General features: G+C 40.4%; 14 protein-coding genes. 3 read left to right on the top strand and 11 right to left on the bottom strand.

Annotated elements, in window-relative coordinates; genetic code table 11:
- Window positions 1-100: 100 nt before the first annotated feature.
- From pflA to treP, 5 genes are all read right to left on the bottom strand, one after another.
- On the bottom strand, window positions 101-910 hold the full coding sequence (pflA, locus tag O3640_RS08820) for a pyruvate formate-lyase-activating protein (RefSeq protein WP_045504030.1): 810 nt from the start codon (window positions 908-910) through the stop codon (window positions 101-103).
- A gap of 283 nt (window positions 911-1193) precedes the next feature.
- Window positions 1194-3278 (bottom strand): Spy0128 family protein, encoded by a 2085-nt coding sequence (locus O3640_RS08815; RefSeq protein WP_227221441.1) that lies wholly within the window; start codon window positions 3276-3278, stop codon window positions 1194-1196.
- Between the two features lie 365 nt (window positions 3279-3643).
- Window positions 3644-5983: an endonuclease/exonuclease/phosphatase family protein gene (locus O3640_RS08810; protein WP_371586843.1), complete on the bottom strand. Its 2340-nt coding sequence runs from the start codon at window positions 5981-5983 to the stop codon at window positions 3644-3646.
- A 199-nt stretch (window positions 5984-6182) separates the two neighbouring features.
- Complete coding sequence (gene treC, locus O3640_RS08805) at window positions 6183-7808, bottom strand: alpha,alpha-phosphotrehalase (protein ID WP_012130710.1); 1626 nt, start codon at window positions 7806-7808, stop codon at window positions 6183-6185.
- A 135-nt stretch (window positions 7809-7943) separates the two neighbouring features.
- A complete protein-coding gene (gene treP / locus O3640_RS08800; protein WP_268723246.1) occupies window positions 7944-9953 on the bottom strand; it encodes a PTS system trehalose-specific EIIBC component in 2010 nt (669 codons plus the stop codon).
- A 179-nt stretch (window positions 9954-10132) separates the two neighbouring features.
- On the opposite strand from treP, the gene treR reads away from it, so the two are divergent.
- Window positions 10133-10843 (top strand): trehalose operon repressor, encoded by a 711-nt coding sequence (gene treR / locus O3640_RS08795; RefSeq protein WP_048777567.1) that lies wholly within the window; start codon window positions 10133-10135, stop codon window positions 10841-10843.
- A gap of 291 nt (window positions 10844-11134) precedes the next feature.
- Here the strand turns inward: treR and O3640_RS08790 are convergent, their stop codons facing one another.
- From O3640_RS08790 to O3640_RS08775, 4 genes are all read right to left on the bottom strand, one after another.
- Window positions 11135-11431: a hypothetical protein gene (locus O3640_RS08790; RefSeq protein WP_227221444.1), complete on the bottom strand. Its 297-nt coding sequence runs from the start codon at window positions 11429-11431 to the stop codon at window positions 11135-11137.
- 469 nt (window positions 11432-11900) lie between these two features.
- Window positions 11901-13241, bottom strand: coding sequence for a hemolysin family protein (locus O3640_RS08785; RefSeq protein WP_227221445.1), 1341 nt, complete (start codon window positions 13239-13241; stop codon window positions 11901-11903).
- 91 nt (window positions 13242-13332) lie between these two features.
- Entirely contained in the window at window positions 13333-14979 is a 1647-nt protein-coding gene (locus tag O3640_RS08780; protein ID WP_227221446.1) for a phosphoenolpyruvate carboxykinase (ATP), read from the bottom strand.
- A 99-nt stretch (window positions 14980-15078) separates the two neighbouring features.
- Window positions 15079-16203: an AI-2E family transporter gene (locus O3640_RS08775; protein ID WP_227221447.1), complete on the bottom strand. Its 1125-nt coding sequence runs from the start codon at window positions 16201-16203 to the stop codon at window positions 15079-15081.
- Window positions 16204-16277: 74 nt separating this feature from the next.
- Between O3640_RS08775 and O3640_RS08770 the strand changes: the two genes are divergently transcribed.
- Together O3640_RS08770 and O3640_RS08765 are read left to right on the top strand one after the other, a co-directional pair.
- Window positions 16278-17072 carry an ABC transporter ATP-binding protein gene (locus O3640_RS08770; RefSeq protein WP_227221456.1) on the top strand — a complete coding sequence of 265 codons (795 nt, stop codon included), beginning with the start codon at window positions 16278-16280 and terminating at the stop codon, window positions 17070-17072.
- On the top strand, window positions 17069-18631 hold the full coding sequence (locus O3640_RS08765) for a beta-carotene 15,15'-monooxygenase (protein WP_227221448.1): 1563 nt from the start codon (window positions 17069-17071) through the stop codon (window positions 18629-18631). Before O3640_RS08770 ends, O3640_RS08765 begins: the two co-directional genes overlap by 4 nt.
- Before the next feature lie 171 nt (window positions 18632-18802).
- Here O3640_RS08765 and O3640_RS08760 read toward each other — a convergent pair whose 3' ends face one another.
- Window positions 18803-19357, bottom strand: coding sequence for a class I SAM-dependent methyltransferase (locus tag O3640_RS08760; RefSeq protein WP_268723247.1), 555 nt, complete (start codon window positions 19355-19357; stop codon window positions 18803-18805).
- Complete coding sequence (locus tag O3640_RS08755) at window positions 19351-20298, bottom strand: TIGR01212 family radical SAM protein (protein WP_061603093.1); 948 nt, start codon at window positions 20296-20298, stop codon at window positions 19351-19353. Before O3640_RS08755 ends, O3640_RS08760 begins: the two co-directional genes overlap by 7 nt.
- Window positions 20299-20307: the final 9 nt, after the last annotated feature.

Genomic DNA, 20307 nt, shown 5'->3' with positions numbered 1-20307 from the left:
TATTTTACCACAATTACAAGCATTTCACAAAAACAGAAGAAGATTTTTTAAAAAAAGGACTGGTCAACTCACCAGTCCTTTTATTGATACTCAAAACAGATCAGCTATTATGCACCCGATTCATATACTCTGTATAGGACTCTGTCTGCATGAGTTCCTTGGCATTCTTGACCCGATCAGCTGTTGGTGGCTTAACCCCTTCCAGCTTGTAAGGAATGCCCAGCTCCCGCCATTTGAATTCACCCATAGTATGGTAAGGTAGAATTTCAAACTTATCAACATTCTTCAGTGTCTTAACAAACTTACCCAGCTCAATCAGGTCATCATCACGGTCGGTCAATCCCGGCACCAAGACATGGCGTATCCAGACTGGTTTTCCAATGTCAGACAAATATTTTGCACAAGCCAAGATATTCTTGTTGGTTTGACTGGTCACGATTCTGTGCTGTTCTTCGTTAATTTCCTTGATATCTAGCAGGACTAAGTCGGTTACTGCCATAAGCTTGTCAAATTTTTTCAAATAGCGTGGTGTATTTCTGAAAGGAAGGGCACAGGTATCCAATGTACAGTGGATGCCCAGCTCCTTAGCCTTGGTAAAGAAGGCAATCAAAAAATCTATCTGCAACAAAGCCTCTCCACCACTGACAGTGATGCCACCTTTGTTACCCCAGAAGCCCTTATAACGGAGAGCTTCTTGCAAGACATCATCTACTGTCCGCAGCTGAGATTTGTTGGTCTCCATTTCCCATGTATCCGGATTATGGCAATATTGACAGCGCATATGACAACCTTGTAAAAAGACAATGAAACGGATACCCGGCCCATCTACAGCACCGAAACTCTCGGTAGAGTGGACCATGCCCGTTACCTTTCCATAATCAATAGTTTCTTCATTTTTCTCTTCAACCATAACACAACCTCTTCACTCTGAAAACGTTTTATAACTATTTTTATTATAACACGATTAATGATAAAAATGACTTCATTTGCCTATTTTTTAGAAAACAAACTGTTTTTCAGTTTCATTTTCATTGTCTTACAACAGATAAGCTTCAACTTCTATTCTCATCTCTGACACAAGAAACTAATCTTTTCAAGTTCTAGGCTAAAATTTTCTATTATAAAAATCAAACTGCCTTCTCTCCCTTTTTATTCCAAGAAAAAAGAGGGTTGCCCCTCTTTATATTTTCTTCTTAACTATGTTTTTTCTTCCAAACCAAACCAAGAAGCATAAGCGTTGCAAGCCCTACTACAAAGATAAATTTGCTGTCTGACGAACCTGTATTTGGAAGTTCTTTCTTGCTGTTCTTGCTTGATGGAGTTTTTGATTTAGGATTTTTCGGTGGTTGGTAACTGTTGGTAAAGCTATCTTTTCCTCCCTCATAAGAAACTGTTGAAAGAAGATTCCCATTCTCATTCGTTACAGTAATCGTTACTTTAATTTCACTATTGTCATAAGTAATGCCTTCTGCATCACCCTTCACTTCGCGAATTGTATACGTGTATGTTCCAGTTTTAGTAAAGGCAAGAGTCTTGAAATCTACACTTCCATCTGCCTTGTTTTTAACTGTTTCAACTACCTTACCTTTGGCATCTCTTAGTTCAAATGAGAACTCGCCGTCTTTCAAGTCACGACCTGTTAAGAATTTCTTAACTTTTAATTGAGCTGTTGTTGAACCTGGGACATAAGTATTGGTAAACTGTTTTTTGTTATCGTCATAGCTAACTTTTGCCACCAACTTGCCTTGATTATCCGCTTTTACTTTAATTTTAGCAGTTATTACAGATGAGTCATATACGACCCCACTGATATTGCCAGATTTTTCTCTGATTGTGTAAGTATAAGTTCCAGCTTTTGTAAAAGTTAAAGGTGAGAATTTAATGGAGCCATCAGCCGCATTATTAACAGTCTCAATCTCAGCTCCATTCTTATCGTACAAGGTGAAGAAGAACTCGCCGCCATTTAGATCACGACCAATCATGACTTTTTGAACCATCAGCTGAGCAGATGCAGAAGATTGTTTTCTATCAACAATTGTTTTTGAAGCTATTTTAAGAGTGCTATCAAAGTCATCCGGACTTACTTTAACATCGTCCGCCAACTCATATCCAGCAGGGGCTTCTGTCTCTCTAATTGTGTAATCATCTTTCAAGAGATTGGTGACTTCCGCAATACCTTGGTCGTTTGTCACTACTTGAGCAACTACTTGACCAGAACGATCACGAATAATATCAAATTTAGCACCTGGCAAAGCTGAACCATCATCTGATACTTTTTTAATTTGAATTTTATAAGTGTAGCCTTCTGCCTCGCCATGACCTAGGTAATAAGTATAAGTTGAATTGCGGCTGTCTTCAACTCCGTTTGTTGTTGTCAAAGTAGCTGCATTTAAAAAGTTTTCGCCATCTGAAGGTGCATATGGCAGTTGAACCGAGTAATTAATCCGAATTCCTTCATTAGCCGAAAGATCTGGTAATTGAACAGAAAAATTATCATCAGTAAAGTTTACAGTAGTTTGGCCAGTAATGTCTACAGCGTTATCTAAAACCCAATCGCCATCGCGGAAGGCCCAAACTCCCTTATAAACTCGGAAAGTATCTTGTTTATAAGTAGCACCTGGGATTTTTAAAACGTCTGCTATTTTTACACCAGACATAGCTTTTCCGCTTCTGTTGACTGAAATCGAATAGCGTCCAATTGTTGGCTCAGCTTCATCCTGCCAACCAACTTTGTTTAAGTCTTCTTTTTTAGCTTGACCAATTCCAGTGAAGTTAATCTTACCTGCTGGGAAAAGTTTCCCTCCAACTGTGATATCAATTGGTACTTCTTTTGCTTTCTTAATCACATTATGATCCGCACGGACATAAAAATAAAAGGTTCCTTTTACATCCGAATGTGTTTCAACATAAGGTTCATATGTAATCGTTACTACTTTTGTTTGCTGATTTACAACTGCCTTGGCAACAACATTTCCATCTTGGTCTTTTATGTCAAAGCTACCAGTACTTGCTAAAGTAACAACATCCGGCAGTTGAACATCCGTTGTGTCTCCTGCCTTTATTTCATTATTGTGTAATTTAAACTCCACATTAATACGAAATTCTTGCCACTGATCAACATCAGAAGAAGTGAGCTCGTTTCCTTTGCTATCTGTCAGATACATCCGAGTAATGACATCTCCATGTTCTGTAGCAAAGACCTTATTTCCTTGAGTAACAAATAAACTGAATAGTAGAGTTAGGGGAAGAAAAATCATCATCAAGATTTTTTTATTCATTTTATCATCTCCTTTTCCAAAAAAAAATACAACAACAGGATCGTTTTATAACAAAACTATCACTTCATTATAAAATAATTTCCTTGGATTTTCAAGCATTTTCTAAATTGCTTTCACAAAGAGCTCTTTTGCTAGGCACCTATCTTCAAAAAAATCAAAATAAAAAGCTATATCAAGCTTATGGCAAACTGGATTATTTTATTGATCCACTGATTACCATAAGAAGATATAGCGAGTCTATCCTAAATAGCTGATACTTAGGCTCAAGAGGCAGATATAGTTAATATGATGAACTACTACTGTCACTTTATATTCAGTCTAAAATACTTATTCAGCTAAGAATGAGTGTCGAAGATGCTTAGAGCTTACTCTAGGTTAGATGACTTTTTTGATTTTCTAGATAATGGATAAGCAAAGATTAAGACTAAGAAACCAAAGGCTACCCAATGGCCTCTTTGTTCACCTGTAGCAGGCAAATTCTTTTTATTTCCGCTTGAACGCTTATCTGTTGTTGTTTTATCTTTTTGATTTGTTGCTTCTTGACCAACCTGCTTGGATTGACTTGTCTCAGATGAAGAAGCTTGACTTGAACTTTCTCCCTTATCTTGACTAGATGAATCTGTTTGGTTGTTACTAGTGCTTGGGACAGTATGATTTGATTCCTGATTGGATGAGCTAGATGATGAAGATGTATCTGGCTGATTAGTCTGATTTGAGAAGTCTAACTGTACCACTACTGGATCATGGTCCGAAGCTCTGCCATGTTCTTCCATGAAAGAAGCATTAATATGGACAGGAGCAAAAATCGCTTTACCAGCTAGGTTCTTAGAGATGAAAATATTATCTAAGCTTTGGTTGCTTCCGCGGTAGAAGTAAGAATAGCGGTCAGCCGCATCATGTTCCTGCATGAGGTTAATGAGTTCATTTCCTGCAATAGCTTTAGCGGTTTCAGAGAACTCAAAGTCATTGAAATCCCCAGTCAGAACAAACTTAAGATTTGGATTTTGTCTTAAGCCTTCTTGAACAAAATTATTTAAGATTTTAGCCTCTTCGATCCGGGCAGCTTGGGTATGTTGGACAGCCGGCTGGTTTGAGCCATATACAGCATCATCACCTAGCTTGGATTTCAAGTGGTTGGCAATAACAACAACATGTTGTCCCTTAAATTCAAATTCAGCTGCTAAAGATTTACGAACCTTAGTAAAAGCAGGATTAGTTGGATCGATCCGGGCTGGATTTTTAACTAGATGGCCACCTGAGAAGCTAGCTGCTTCATCACTCGTACCAGCTTCTTTTTCAACTAATTTTACACGATCTGGGTTATAAAGAAAGGCTACACGGATATTAGACCCAGGTTTACCACCATCTTGACCATCAAGAGGTGCAACTTCAGTATATTTGTAGTTTTTACCTCCCAATTCCTTGATTCGAGCCGCTAGTTTTTCACCACTTTTAACACCGCTGGTCGTTCCATCATTGACGCTACCGTTATCATCTTGAACCTCGATGAGCGTGATGATGTCTGGACTGTGAATTTCATTGATAAAGGAATTAGCGATTTTGGTCACCTTTTCGTCAGGTGTTTCACCTTTTTGCGTATTGGCAGAAAAATTCTCGATATTGTAAGAGGCAATCGTTAGCTTATCTTCGCTAGGGTAGAGGGGAGAAATCTGTCTTTGCAGGCCTCCATCGACTAAATCAGGCAATTGTGTCGGATCTAGTTTATAAATTTTACCACGATAGCTAACCACTCCAACTACGTCACCATTGAAATAGTCCTTGGCCTTGGCAATAAATTTATTTCCAACGTAGACAGGGATGGTCGCTGTATTTTGGGCGTTCGGACGAAGATTAACACCACCAATATTATTTAAGGGAAGAGCCTGGTAACCTTCAGGTAAGACATAAATATCTCCCCGATACTGTGGCCCTAAGACATGTGGCTTTTTGATTGTTGTCAACATGCCTTCTAAACTTTCCCAATAGTCCAAAGCTTCATTTTCTGGCTGATAGTTATTCACATCATTATCTACTGTATCCTGAGGCATCTTATCTACAATATTAACAGGAGTCGGTAGGTCAGCCTTACCATCCTTAGTAACTGTTGAAGCCTCCAGCATCGTGACGGTCAAACTGCCACTTGGCTTGTTAAAAGTTTGTCCTTGACGAATGCTGAGCTCTTCCATGTAGCCTTCTTTTACTCGACCTTCAAGAGTTAATTTATCCCCAACGTCAACTTGCTCTTTAGAGACGACATAAATCGCATCTGAAGTCTTACTATTCCCGTCAGGTGTCACATCTTGAACGTAAAATCCATAGCGATCTGTCTTTGTAACAACAACATTTGAAACTCGGACATCTTTATCCTGATAAGGAGATACTTGCGATTCACCTTGAATCGTTCCTAGATTGGCAACAGACTCTGCAGTGCTTGATACGGCTTGTGCAGCAACTGTCCCTTCTTTTTTATCTGCTTCTTCAGCAGACGTAGCTCTTGAATCTCCTGACGAATTTGTATTTTCTGCAGAACTACTAGCTGTTGACTCACTGACTGCTGAACTTTCTGCAACAGTTACTGGAGCTGAACTAGAAGAATTTTCCGTCTCTTCAGCTCCGACCGGAACAGCCAAGGAAAGCAAAGGTAGAAAAGCACTTAATACTGCTGCTGAATAAAAAAGACGCTTTTGATAAGCTTGTTTCTTCATAAAGTTCTCCTTTTCCTAATGAAACTTAATTACTATACTGTTTATATTATATAGAAAAAATAATATTTTCGCAAACGTTTTCTTAAACTCATGCATACTTCCATTTCTGTTATAAGTTTTGATAAATCAGTCAATATATAAAAACAGTGAAGAAAACCGATATCTAAAAATCAACTTTCCTCACTGCAAAATAGTATTTTTAATTAACAAGAATAGCTAGCGTTTCATACGGTTGTAGAGTCAGAATATGATCAATCTGAGTCCTGCCGTAATTGGATAAAAGGACCTGACCAGTTTGATAATCTGGTAAGATATCCACTGTAATTGGATCCATATAAAAATTATTCAAAACCAAAAGCTTTTGTCCTTGCCACTCCCGCTCAAAGGCATAGACCTGAGGACTGTCCTCATAGGCTGGCTGATAGCTACCTTCTGCTATGATGGGCAGTTCCTTACGCAAGGCAATCAATTTCTGATAAAAGCTAAAGATCGGTCCCTTGATTTCGTTTTCCACATTGATAAGAGGATAGGATTTGCCAGCCTTTAGCCATGGGGTTCCTGTTGTAAAACCTGCATTGACTGAATCATCCCACTGCATAGGCGTCCGAGAATTATCACGAGATTTAGCCTTGATAATCCTGAAGGCTGCTTCTGGCGATTGACCTTCAGCAAGCAGAGTCTGGTAAGCATTGAGAGACTCGACATCCACATAATCTTCCATGGAGTCGTAGTCAGGATCCACCATGCCAATCTCCTCACCCATGTAGATATAAGGCGTCCCGCGCGACAGATGAATACTGGCTGCCAACATGGTTGCCCCCTCATTGCGGAAATTCTCTACATCGACAAAGCGGTTGAGAGCTCGCGGCTGATCATGGTTGTTCCAGAAAAGGGCTGACCAGCCATCATGATCGCTCATTTCCTTGCCCCAAGTATGGAAGAGACGTTTTAACTCTTCAAAGTCAAAAGCCTTAAGAGTCCACTTCTGTCCAGCTTCATAGTCCACCTTTAGATGGTGAAAGTTAAAGGCCATAGACAGTTCCTGACGGTCTGGTGCAGTGTAAAGAATACAATTTTCAATCGTCGTTGCGCTCATCTCACCAACCGTCATAAAGGAATTGTCTTTCCCAAAGGTTGCTGCATTCATCATGTGAAGATAGTCATGGACGATTGGCTTGTCCGTGTATGCTGGCTTGCCGTCATTTTCTGGGCAGTCCTCCAATACCTCGTCCTTACCAATCAAGTTGATCACATCAAAGCGGAAGCCTTTAACGCCCTTGTCCCGCCAGAAATTCACCACCTTGAAAAGCTCTTGACGAACATTGGGATTGCGCCAATTGAGATCCGCTTGGGTGATATCAAAAAGGTGCAGATAGTATTTGCCCGTATCGCCAAATGGCGCCCAGGCACTGCCACCAAACTTGGACAGCCAGTCCGTCGGCTCATCCCGCAGGATAAAGAAGTCCTGATAGTAGGAATCCCCCGCCAGAGCCTTTTGGAACCACTCATGCTCAATTGAACAGTGGTTAAGAACCATGTCCAGCATGAAGTCAATACCATACTGTTGGCCAACCTTGACCATCTCTTCAAAATCTGCCATATCTCCAAAGATAGGGTCTACCGCAGTATAGTCAGAAATATCATACCCATTGTCCCGTTGCGGACTCGGATAGAAAGGATTGAGCCAGATCATGTCCACTCCCAACTCTTTCAGGTAAGGGATTTTTTTAATAATCCCACGAAAATCTCCCACTCCGTTCCCTGTCGTGTCTTTAAAAGATTTTGGATAAATTTGGTAGACAACCTTTGTTTTATCTAATGCCATGTTTTTCCTTCTTTTGAATATAAAAGAGGTGGGACGAATATTTCATTCCTTGAAAGGAATAGAATTTCTCATCCCACCCTCAAGAGTCTGGAAGTCCTATCTCATAAGAGAAGCCCAACTTCCAGCATGTAATTCTTAAATTTTTGTTGCTGTCATCAGGGCGTCTCCAACTGCTATCTGGCGTGGCAAACCGCCCAATGCATCTGCTTGATATTGATCTTGATTGGTAATGATGACCGGAGTTTCTGTCACATAACCTGCATCTTTAATGAGATCAATGTCAAAACTGATTAATTTATCGCCAGCTTTCACTCGGTCTCCTTGGCTAACATGAGCTGTGAAACCTTTACCTTCAAGATTCACCGTATCCATACCGATGTGCATAAGCATTTCTACACCTTGATCAGATACGATACCTACAGCGTGCTTGGTTGGAAATAGAACCGACACAATGCCGTCTACTGGGGCAAGCAAGTCTCCTTGGCTTGGTTCAATCAGGACACCTTGCCCCATAACTCCTTGAGCAAAGACAGGATCTGTTGCTTGACTAAGTTCTTTCACTTGGCCAGATAAGGGACTTGCAATTTCAACCAAGTCAGCTAAAGGTGCAGATTTTTTTGCTTCTGACAGGGCTTCAGCTTGTGGTGTTTTGACTGCTTCATCTTCTACTTTGGTAAAGAGACCCAAGCGACGGAAGAGCATGGTCAGTACAAATGGAACAGCAATTGCAACTAGCATAATCGCAGCAAAGGCTAACATATATTTTGGTTGGATTGACAAGATACCTGGAAGTCCACCGACTCCGATAGCATTTGCCTTCACATTAAAGCTTACAGACAAAAGACCTGCAATGGAGGAACCCATCATTCCTGCTACAAAAGGATAGATATATTTTACGTTGACCCCAAATAGAGCTGGCTCAGTTACGCCAAGATAAGCAGAAATCGTAGCTGGAAGAGCAATCTGCGCTTCTTTTTCATTATGACGATTCATCCAATAATAAGCAAAAACAGCAGATCCTTGTGCAATATTTGACAGAGCAATCATTGGCCAAAGTCCAGTACCACCTGCATCTGCCACTAACTGCGAATCAATCGCATTGGTCATGTGATGCAAACCTGTAATAACAAAAGGCGCATAGAGAGCTCCAAAGACAGCTCCAAAGAGCCATTTAACAGGACCAGTTAGACCTGCAAGAACAATCGTAGATAACCATTGGCCTAAAGTCCAACCAATTGGCCCCAAAACTGTGTGAGCCAAGATAATCGCCGGCAAGAGAGACAGGAAAGGTACGAAAATCATGGAAACAACTTCTGGAATCCGTTTTCTCCAAAAGATTTCCAAATAAGACAAGGAAAGCCCTGCTAGTAAAGCTGGAATAACCTGAGCTTGGTAGCCTATCCGTTGCACTGTAAAGAATCCAAAATCCCAAACCCAATTTTTAGCAATTTCTGATTGTGGTGTTCCTGCTACTAAATAAGCATTCAAGAGCTGAGGAGACACCAAACAGATCCCCAAAACAATCCCAAGAATCTGGCTAGTCCCCATCTTACGACTCACGGACCAAACAATTCCGACTGGTAGGAATTGGAAAATCGCCTCACCTGGCAACCAAAGGAAATGGTTTACTCCAGCCCAAAACTTTGATACATCCACAATCGTTTTATAAATCGGCTCTCCATCTTTAGTAAACTGAAGTACACCATCAACGACTTTTTGACCAAAAGCTTGAATTTGCACACCTTCTAGGATATTACGGAAGCCAAGAATCAAACCACCAACGATAATCGCTGGAATAATTGGCGTAAAAATCTCAGCTAGCATGGTCATGACGCGCTGAACCGCATTTTGATTGATCTTAGCAGCAGCCTTAGCTGCTTCTTTTGAAACACCTTCAATTCCTGAAACAGCTGTAAAATCATTATAGAATATTGGCACATCATTTCCAATAATAACCTGGAATTGTCCTGCATTAGTAAAGGTCCCTTTGACAGCTCCAATTTCTTCAATCGCTTTTATATCAGCTTTTTTCTCATCAATAAGTACAAAACGCATCCGAGTGGCACAGTGGGTTACTGCAGACACATTTTCCTTACCTCCAATGGCGTCCAATAAGACTTTCGCCTCTTTTTCAAATTTGCCCATTTGATTATTGGCTGGAAAACCAGCACTCTCCTTATATTTATTTGTTAGTTTCCTAACTGCTTTCTAACAAATATTGTAAACGATACCAAAGTTGTATGCAAGATGTCTGTTGAAACATTCCTTGTTTTTTGTTAAAATTTCAGTAGTTGTATGATAAAAACAAAACAAGTAGGTCAATCATGAAAAAATACCAACAATTATTCAAACTAATTGAGCAAGATATTTTGAGCGAGAAATACTCCGTTGGCGAATTTTTACCTAGTGAGAATGAATTAACTCAGATTTATAAAGTCAGCCGTGATACTGTCCGAAAGGCTCTAGAGCAACTTCAAAAAGAAGGATTAATTCAAAAATTTAAGGGACAAGGATCCAAAATCGTCAAACAGGAACACATCAATTTCCCAATCTCCAATCTGACTAGCTACCAGGAACTCGTCCTACAAAATAAACTAGACTCTAAAACCAATGTCATCAGCCTAGAAAAGATAACCGTAGATAAAAAACTTGCCAAGCTAACTGGTTTCCCAGAATATCGCTTGGTTTGGCGAATCATTCGACAAAGAGTTGTTGACCAGGTTGCTTCTGTCCTTGATATTGATTATTTAGATAAAGAGCTTGTTCCTACGATGACGAGAGAAATTGCAGAGCATTCCATCTATCATTTCATTGAAAATGATCTTGGACTTAGCATCGACTATGCTAAAAAGGAAATCACCATTGATCATGCGACCAGTCGAGATAAAATTTTGCTCGATATTGAGAGAGAAAACCATGTCGTTTCCGTCAAATCTCAGGTTTATTTAGCGAACGGGCAGCAATTTCAGTTCACAGACAGCAGACACAAACTTGATAAATTTCGCTTTGTTGATTTTGCCAAAAGACACAACTAAGAAAAAGAGCTGGAAGTTGTAAACTTCCAGCTCTTTCAGATTTATTTATTTAATTTAGGAGATTTAGATGAAAAAATTTTTTTAAAATGTTTTATTTGCTACTTTTGCTTTTGCTTTTTACTACTTATGTTTCTTGAGTGGGGAAAAGTGAAAAGTTTGGGGTGCTATGATTATTTATTGTCATTGGACTGTCCTCTTTTCTTTTAAGATGAATATAGTATAACCAGCAAAGCTTAAGGAAGACTTATAGATTTCTTGAAAAAAGCTTAAATGTTTGAATATCCCTATGTGTTACTTCCATTTATCCAACTCTCTTTCATCAATTCGTTGAATTTCTAGATTATAAACAATCTCAGCCTTAGGGCTACCTTGACTACTTTTTTCAACACCTTTTAGATACCCTTCACGAGAAAAAGCATACATTGCTTCATCTGTTGTCTCGTGGTCTACCCATTTCAATTTTTCAGGTAGAGGTTGTCCACTAATGACACTATTGTGTCTTCTTTTATCATCTCTCAAATTAATAATTTCCGATCCATCATTAATATTGAATTCCAAATCAGTTCCAAATACCATACTATAATCCACAAGAACCTTATCAACAAAACCATCATTTCTGAGATAGATTTTATTTCCATAAGTATCATAAACTACTGGAACTACACGGCCTTGTAAAAAACTTTCTCCTTTTCCTCCACTAATAAAAATCGGTGAAAATTCGATTTTACTGATACCGCTGTAATGCTCTTTTAGGTAGGTTGCGTTTTGTTCTTCATAAAGTTGAAAACCGTGTCAGTAGAGATTATCCACTTTCATTCTGTCCATGAAAAGCTTCGTTCCTATTGCAAGTACAAAAAGGCAAAGCAGAGATAATAAAATAGTTTTTTACTCGTTTCATCATATAAAATACCTTGTCTTTCTATATGCAGTGTATCATAAAAGTTAACTAAATAGAAACTTGAGGATGTTTGCGAAAGTGTACTTGTTTGTTATTCTATTTTGACAATCAAAAACAGACCTTCTTTATCGAAAGTCTGTTTCATTTACACATAAGCAACTATTTAGTAACTTCTTCATCTGCTTCTACTTGTTCAGAAACTTCTACTTTAACCTTGGTGACACGGCCATTTTTTACCTTGTCATTGGTTAAAACCAGTTTCTTATTCTGACTCTCCACCTCAAAGCTGATACGTTCTTTTGGATCTGGAATAGTTCCTACACCAGTCAAGTAGTATCCCGCAATCGTATCCACGTCATCACTTTCGATTTCAACTTCAAAGTATTCATTAAAGTCATTGAGGGTCATAGTTCCTAAGACAATGTATGTATTCTCACCGATTTCATGGACTTCAATTTCGGCCTTGTCGGTCTCATCATCAATCTCACCGACAATCTCCTCTAAGAGATCCTCAAGTGTAACCAAACCAGCCATACCGCCATATTCATCTAAGAGAATTGCCATTTGATTTTGCGTGTTACGCAACTCCTTGAGCAAATCATCGACAAACATAGTCTCCGGTACAAAGAGTGGCTCCTGCAGGATCTTGCGCAGAACGATATTGTCAAAACCATTGATGAATCCTTCATTAAGCAGTCGCTTGGTATGAATCAGGCCGATGACATTGTCCTTATCCCCATCATAGACAGGGATCCGCGAGAAACTCTGTTTGAGAATGCTTTCGATGATTTCCTTGGTATCATCCTGAATGTCTACCATAAAGGCATCAGTACGTGGCACCATTAGTTCACGCGCCATTAGCTCATCCAGCGAGAAAATCCCCTGTAGCATCTCAATCTCATCCGCATCCAAGGTCTCCTCACTCTTGGTCAGCATATACTCAATCTCATCTCGGGTCATCTTTTCATCTGCATCATCAAACTTCATCGGCGTAATGCGACTTAACAGATTAGTTGAGGCCGACAAAAGCCAGACAAAGGGACTGACGAGCTTGCCCAAAAAGATGATAAAAGGAGCTGCTCTAACAGCCAAATCATCCTTTAGATTGAGTGCGATCCGCTTAGGATAAAGCTCACCAAATACAATAGAAACATAGGTCAAAAGGGCCAAAGCTAGAAAAGACGCTATGGCATGCGCTGTTTTAGAATTGCCCATCAAACTTGAAAATACACGACCGAGAGTATCAGCAAAGCTGGCCCCTGATAAGATATTGATGAGGGTAATACCTACCTGAATAGTAGATAAAAAGTTATTGGGATTTTCTAAAACCTGTAAGAGGCGAATGTACTTTATATCACCTTCCTCTGCTTTTTGCTCAACACGCGCCCGATTGAGTGACACCATGGCCATCTCTGCCGCGGAAAAGAAAGCATTTAAAAAGGTTAAAACGACTAATAATAAAAACTGTAACAAAAGGGTCTGACTGCTGGGGTCTTCCATGAGTTTCCTCTCCTAAAAAGTATAATCAACCCTGATTATAACATATTTTTGAGTTTCGTGCACACAGATTTTATAGAAACTTATGTTCTGATTAGGATTCTAGATCTTGTAAAACCTTTTCCAGTCTTGAAATAGCCCCAACTGGTAGGGCAGTCTGAGGATACTTTTGGTTAAAGGCCAACAAAAAGTTTAGCCGAATCTGCATTCTTTCTCGAATCAATTTCTTGTAAGCATTATCAAAATTAGGAAGAGGATAGCCCTCGTATTCAAGATAATCAAAGCCTACTATAGGACCAAAGGGTTTGAAATCTGCTGTCCCATCCACTACCTGCTCAATGACATCTAAAGATACTTCCTTTGAGACAGCCTTCCCCATGTAAGACCCAGTATTTATAATATAACAGGATACTCCCGACTCAAATAAACGACAGAATTTTCGGTAGTCTTCTACCAAAGGATAGACACGAAAAGGATTTGCATAAGGTTCAATCACCAACTCATCATGTAACCCCAAAACATTTTCGGCATTGGAGCGTTTGGTCATCAAAGTACAACCCATCGTGGAGGCCATCAGAGGATCGTGAATTCTGACTAGAGGTGGTAGAGAGTCATCTTTCATAATCCAAAAAATAGCATTGATAGCTTCGTCAATTCGATCCACTCGATTGGGAGTCGAAAAGCGAGACTTGACCGTTCGACCATTTCCATTTCGGATATCTTCAGTAACTAACACCTTTCTCCCATTTTCGTCTAGGGTCACTCCGCAGTTTTGCACAGTGATAAAGAAATCTTGTTCCCTATGTCCAGTCGGATAGTCACTCGTCTTATCAAAATAGGATGGCTCTAAAGCAATAGAAGATCCGTCCTTGATAGAGATAATAAAAGCATCATCATGGAGAACCTTGATGTCATATTTTTGACCATGTTTGGCGTGCGTAAGAGTGGATTTTCCAGAACCAGATAGACCAAAAAATGAAGCAACAAAATCTTTTTTATCATTATTTTGCTTAAAAATTTTCAGACCACCGTGACAAGCTACGTAGCCATTTCTAGCAGCAGTTGCCCAGGCCAAAGTCAGAGTGGCTTTTTTCAATTCTCCAAAATAATTTAAACCTAAAATAACTGCACAGTTGTGATTAGTATCAAAGTAGACAAGACCATCTGGATATTCTGGATGCTTCCACTTGGGATCAAAAAAGACAAAGATATCATTTTCCTCATATTTTTTTGAAACTCTCAGACGGTTCTTAAATTCTTCATCTAAAATTTGGAAATTTAGTAGCCATGAATAGAGATTGTTTATTTCTTCTTTAGGAACCATGAGGTGGGCACAGACCATAAAGTCTTCATCCAGCCCAACAACTGCATCTGCTTTGTAAAAATCTCTATGATGAGCTTGGTAAATAGCACTACGAACTAGAAAAAGTAAGGTTTCATCTTCTTGGCTATCTCTACCATAAATCCTTCTAGCCTTTGCCGTTCGACCAACGACTGCTCCTGAATTCGTCAGTAAAACCCGCGCATAAGAAGGGAGCCCTAACTCCTTTGTATGAATCACAGGCATATCTAAGACCACTGTTCCAGCCGCTGCTGAAGCTAACTGGTAGGCCTCTTCTACCGTTTTGATAGACTGAACCTGATTCTCATAAAAGGCTGTTTCCACGATAGTCTTCAGAGGAGAAAAGTAAGAAGAATTTTTCCTTATTTCTTGTGGGGAAAATTTACGACGTGTTACCATGACCATACCTCCTTTATCTTATTATTACTATTTTAGCATAAATATACTTTTTTATGTTATAAAAATTCAAATAAAAAATAGGAGAAAGATTCCTTTCTCCTATTTTTTTATAATTCCAAATTCTTCATTCTTCTTGATCTCCTGAGCTTCTTTATGATTGTCATAAAGGTTAGCTAGGAATTTTACAATTTCTTTGATGATGGAATAGGTCGGAATAGCCACAATCATTCCGATAATACCGTAGATGTTACTGGATAAGAGCAAGAGAACCATGATAGTAATCGGATGGACTTTCATAACCCCTCCTACAATCCGAGGGTAGAGGATATTCCCATCAATCTGCTGAACAATCAGCATATAAATGACAGCTATCAACATCCGCTTTGGATCTGTAAAGGCATGACTGATGATCATTGGGATCAAACCGATACTTGGTCCAACATAAGGAATCAAATTAGCCAAGCTAGAGAAAATGGCAAATACTAAAGCATATTTAATTCCGATAGTACTATAACCGATATAAGCCAGGCAACCAATAATTACTGCATCAATAGAAATTCCGCTGATATATCGTGAAACTGTTGCATTTAGATTCTTCAGCAAGGAAGAAATATTGAGCTTATCTCGCTTTAGAATACTGCGTTCCAGCATTGGCAGAAGCTTATGACCATCCAGTAAGAAATAAACAAGGAAAATTGGAGTCATAATGATAATAAAGATAGTATTGATTACGGCTGATACCACACTGCCCAGACTGTTAGTTACCCCGTTTAGAATATTTCGCAGAATATCAATATAAGATAGATTCAGCTGTTGCAGGGTAGATTGTATATTGAGATTTTTGAATACAGGATTTTGAGCTAAGTCATTGACCCAGCTATAGACATAGCTATAGAGATTTTGGCTCGAATTAATCAAACTAGTCAGCTGAGTGACTAAGATAGGTAGGAGGTAGATAACTGCTAAAACAATCGACCCAAATAAAATTGTCAATGTCAGCAGGACACCTAAGACACGGTTTAATTTCAGGTATTTTTCCAAAAAGATCACTAAAGGGTTGGCAATATAATATAAAAAACCTGCTATTAAAAAAGGTATTAAAATGGTATTTACAACACTGATCACTGGAGTAATCAAATCCCCCATCATTCTCCACAGGAAAAAGACAAGTGTTGCTAGTAAAACTTCCACTGTCCAAAAAAATAACTTACTCTTATGAAACATTCTTTTCCTCCTATCAGTTATTTTACCATAAATTTTGTTATAATAGAGGGGATTTAATGAAAGAAAGAATAAAAATGGAAAAGATTATCGAGCTGGAAAATGTAAGCTTGGCAAAACAAGGCCAAACCATCTTAAAAAATCTCAACTGGCAGGTGAATAAGGGTGAACATTGGGCCATCCTCGGTCTTAACGGATCAGGAAAGTCAACCCTCTTACGCCTACTCATGGCCGAGCATTGGAAGACCCAAGGAAAGGTGACAGTCCTTGGTACGGAATTTGGTGCCGGTGATATCCCTCAGTTACGAACTAAGATTGGAGTAGTCGGCTCCTTCATTGCAGAGCGCCTGCCCAGTCATCTCATTGCTGAAGAAATCGTCTTAACAGGTAAGTATAAAAGCAGTATTCTCTATGCTGCTTATGGACAAACCGAGCTGGATCAGGCTAGGGAAATGCTGGCTTCCATTGGCGGGCAGGACTTAATTGGCCGGAGCTACGCCAGTCTGTCTCAAGGCGAGAAGCAGCTCTTGCTGATTGCCCGCAGTCTTATGGAAGAGCCAGAACTACTTATCTTGGATGAAGCAACCAGTGGACTAGATCTCTTTGCCCGCGAGCGCCTGCTAAATCAAATCAAAAAGATTACACAAATGGACCAAGCACCAACTATCCTTTATGTCACCCACCATGTAGAGGAAATTATATCCGCTTTAGACCATGTCCTACTCCTGAAAGAAGGCGAAATTATAGCCCAAGGTCCAAAAGAAGATATCCTCCAAAAAGAGGTCATGGACCGCTTTTATCCTCAGCCAGTCGAGCTGATTGAATTGGGAGAAGGTCGTTATTTCATCAAAGCAGAAGGCAACTTCTTATGAGGCAGTTTTTAAATATCATTTTCAATCTGGGCTATTTCCTGATTCTAACCATGACTGCGATTGCCTTGCTTTTCCTGTCTGGGCAAATTCTGCTGTCCCACACATACATCCCTTTAAGGATTGCTGAAGGAGTCCAATTCGTCAGTAATCCTTGGTATTTTTACCCTATCCTCCTGCTCTTTCTCTTCAGTCTATTTTTTATTCGCCCCCTGCTGGAAAAGGTTCAGACCAAGCATCTTTTTTGGATTCTGTCTTCCATCTTTATAGCAACAGCGATTTTTCTGATAACGGCCTACGATGGTCGGATCAGAGCTGATGCCAAGCACGTTTTCAATGCAGCGCTAGCCTTTAATCGAGGAGATTACAGCTCACTGACAACCGTTGGAAGCTACATGTACCGCAATCCCCATCAGCTAGGGCTGATGACTCTGGAGCGACTTTATGCTTTTATTTCTCCAACGACTCAGTTTGCCTTTAGCATGAATGTCGTCTGGACTCTACTTAGTCATTTCTTGATTTACAAGATTACTTCCCTTCTCAATGCCAGAGAAATAATCCAGAAATACACGATTCTGCTGACATTTCTCTTTCTACCACAGCTCTTTTTCGTTCTCTTTGTCTACGGTACCATTCCTGGGCTCTTCTTCTGTCTGCTCAGTCTCTATGCTTTTATCAAGCTGGATCAGAAAGGAAACCTGCTCTATGCCTTGCTGGGAGCTGCTAGCATCAGCCTGGCCTGCCTCCTGCGCAACAACTACATCATTTTTGCAATTATGCTGATTGGAGTCTGCTTCTTTTCCATCTTTTATAAATGGTCTTGGAAGAAACCGTTAACTATCGTCCTGATTGTAGCTGGCATCGTCCTTTCAAACAAGGGTCTGACAGCTTACTATGAACAGCTTATTGGGGGCAAGATTGGTGTCGGCACACCAAAAATCGCCTATATTACTATGGGCCTACGAGATGATCCTAATCGTCAGACCTTGGGAGGCTGGTATGATGCATACAATACCAAGATTCTTAAGCGCAACAAGTACAATGAAAATTTGGCTACAGAAATGGCCACTCGGGATTTGAAAAATATTTTGATTCACTTCAGCAAGCATCCTGCTTATGCGCTGAAATTTTTCTACGAGAAGGTCAAGTCTACCTGGACTGAACCAACGTTTCAGTCTATTTGGACTGGGCCTCAGATTGAGCGCCAGCAATATATGAAACCAACTGTCCTGCGTAGCATTTATGAGGAAAGAAGTGGCTATCAGATTGTTAATTTCCTGCTCTTGACCCTGCTAGCCAGTATCTATCTGCTGTCTTGTTTCTTTGTCTTGCGTAATTTTTTCGTCGCCGAGAAAAAACTGACTCCTTTTGACCTCTATCCCTTCATCTTTCTCTTGGGGGGTGGTCTCTTCCACTTCTTCTGGGAAACCAAGAGCCAGTATGTCTATATCTATGTCCTCCTTCTCATCCCTTCCGCCGCTCAATCCTTAGTCGACCTGAGCGATTGGTGGAAGAACAAAGGAAAAGAGAAATCAATAGACCAGCTTGAAAAAGACCTATAAAACTTGAACACTTGATAAGAATTTCTTATAATTTTATAGGAATATTAAGTGAAAGAAAGTTGGATTTTTAAAACAGTAAATCACGAAGATTTACTGTTTTTTCTTGCTCATTTTCCAAATGAAATCGTCAGCAAATTAAAAAGGCACTTGACCAAACGCTTCTTGAGGCGTTTAGCCAAGCACTTCTCTCAATTTCTCAATCATGACTAAGAAAGGCGGGTTGTTAATCTGATTGATGGTCTTGTAGAGGGCAACAGTGAAGTCCTGCTGAGACAGCTGACTGACGAAGTCTAGCACCGCATTTTTCTCAACTTCGCCACCTTCATGCCCATAGTAAATCATGATGGCTACTCGGCCACCTTTTTCCAAGCCTCGGCAGACCTTTTCCAAAGCTTCTAGCGTCGTAGCGGGTCGGGTAATGACTGACTTGTCCGCCGAAGGCAGGTAGCCAAGATTAAAAATAGCGGCCTTGAAATGGTCCGTGTATTGGTCCAAAGTCTCATGGCCAGCTAAGATTAGCTGAACATTGTCTAAGCCAGCTTCTGCTAGGCGCTGGCGTGTCTTTTCCAAGGCCTGCTCCTGAATGTCAAAAGCGTAGACTTGCTTGGCCAACTTAGCCAGAAAGAGGGTGTCATGTCCATTCCCCATAGTAGCATCCACCACGGTATCTTCCTTGGTCACGACTTCTGCCAAAAAGGTATGGGCCATCTGTAAGGGTCTTAACATACGAATTTCTGCTCCTTTGCTTTACAACCTTGCCTGCTGCCACGGCGACGCATTTCTGCCTCGATGGCATTGAGCACTTCCCATTTATTAAGGCTCCACATAGGGCCAATCAGCATATCTCGCGGAGCATCGCCTGTGATACGGTGGATGACGATATGCTCGGGGATAATCTCCAGCTGGTCGCAGATGATAGAGATATACTCCTCTTGACTGAGCAACTGCAATCGTCCCTCATGATAATCCCGCTGCATGCGGGTATTGGTCATCAAGTGAAGCAAGTGGAGCTTGATTCCCTGAATATCATTATCCGTCACACAGCGGCGGACATTTTCCAGCATCATCTCATGGGTCTCACCCGGAAGGCCGTTAATCAAGTGAGAGACAATCTCCGCCTTGGGAGCTAGCTTGCGGACTCGCTGGACCGTCTCCACATAGAGCTCATAAGAATGTGCACGATTGATGAGGTCTGAGGTCTCCTCATAGGTAGTCTGAAGCCCTAGTTCCACAGTCACATGCATACGCTCAGACAGGTCAGCCAAGTAGGCAATGGTCTCATCAGGCAAACAGTCGGGCCGAGTCCCGATATTGAGTCCAACGACACCTGGCTCGTTAATGGCCTGTTCATAGCGCTCGCGGATTACTTCAAGCTTCTCATGAGTATTGGTGAAGTTTTGGAAATAGACCAGATACTTGCGAACATCAGGCCACTTGCGGTGCATGAAGTCAATTTCCTTATAAAACTGCTCGCGAATGGGTGCATCTGGTGCCACAATAGCATCGCCAGAGCCCGAAACGGTACAGAAGGTACAACCTCCATGCGCTACCGTACCATCCCGATTGGGACAGTCAAAGCCCGCATCAATGGGCACTTTAAAGGTCTTCTCTCCAAAAAGTTTGCGATAATAATCATTCAAAGAATTGTAAGATTTCATACCTCTCATTCTACCACA

The sequence above is a fragment of the Streptococcus sp. 27098_8_75 genome (genome assembly GCF_041432475.1).
Lineage (GTDB): Bacteria > Bacillota > Bacilli > Lactobacillales > Streptococcaceae > Streptococcus > Streptococcus gordonii.
Note: the sequence above shows the minus strand (reverse complement) of the source record. Positions and strands in the feature narration are given on the sequence as shown.

Coding starts and splice junctions, on each gene's coding strand:
- O3640_RS08770 (WP_227221456.1), top strand. CDS start 16,278: ATGGAAAAGATTATCGAGCTGGAAAATGTAAGCTTGGCAAAACAAGGC.
- O3640_RS08785 (WP_227221445.1), bottom strand. CDS start 13,241: ATGGAAGACCCCAGCAGTCAGACCCTTTTGTTACAGTTTTTATTATTA.
- O3640_RS08810 (WP_371586843.1), bottom strand. CDS start 5,983: ATGAAGAAACAAGCTTATCAAAAGCGTCTTTTTTATTCAGCAGCAGTA.
- O3640_RS08755 (WP_061603093.1), bottom strand. CDS start 20,298: ATGAGAGGTATGAAATCTTACAATTCTTTGAATGATTATTATCGCAAA.
- O3640_RS08775 (WP_227221447.1), bottom strand. CDS start 16,203: ATGTTTCATAAGAGTAAGTTATTTTTTTGGACAGTGGAAGTTTTACTA.
- O3640_RS08780 (WP_227221446.1), bottom strand. CDS start 14,979: ATGGTAACACGTCGTAAATTTTCCCCACAAGAAATAAGGAAAAATTCT.
- treR (WP_048777567.1), top strand. CDS start 10,133: ATGAAAAAATACCAACAATTATTCAAACTAATTGAGCAAGATATTTTG.
- treP (WP_268723246.1), bottom strand. CDS start 9,953: ATGGGCAAATTTGAAAAAGAGGCGAAAGTCTTATTGGACGCCATTGGA.
- O3640_RS08765 (WP_227221448.1), top strand. CDS start 17,069: ATGAGGCAGTTTTTAAATATCATTTTCAATCTGGGCTATTTCCTGATT.
- pflA (WP_045504030.1), bottom strand. CDS start 910: ATGGTTGAAGAGAAAAATGAAGAAACTATTGATTATGGAAAGGTAACG.
- O3640_RS08760 (WP_268723247.1), bottom strand. CDS start 19,357: ATGTTAAGACCCTTACAGATGGCCCATACCTTTTTGGCAGAAGTCGTG.
- O3640_RS08815 (WP_227221441.1), bottom strand. CDS start 3,278: ATGAATAAAAAAATCTTGATGATGATTTTTCTTCCCCTAACTCTACTA.
- treC (WP_012130710.1), bottom strand. CDS start 7,808: ATGGCATTAGATAAAACAAAGGTTGTCTACCAAATTTATCCAAAATCT.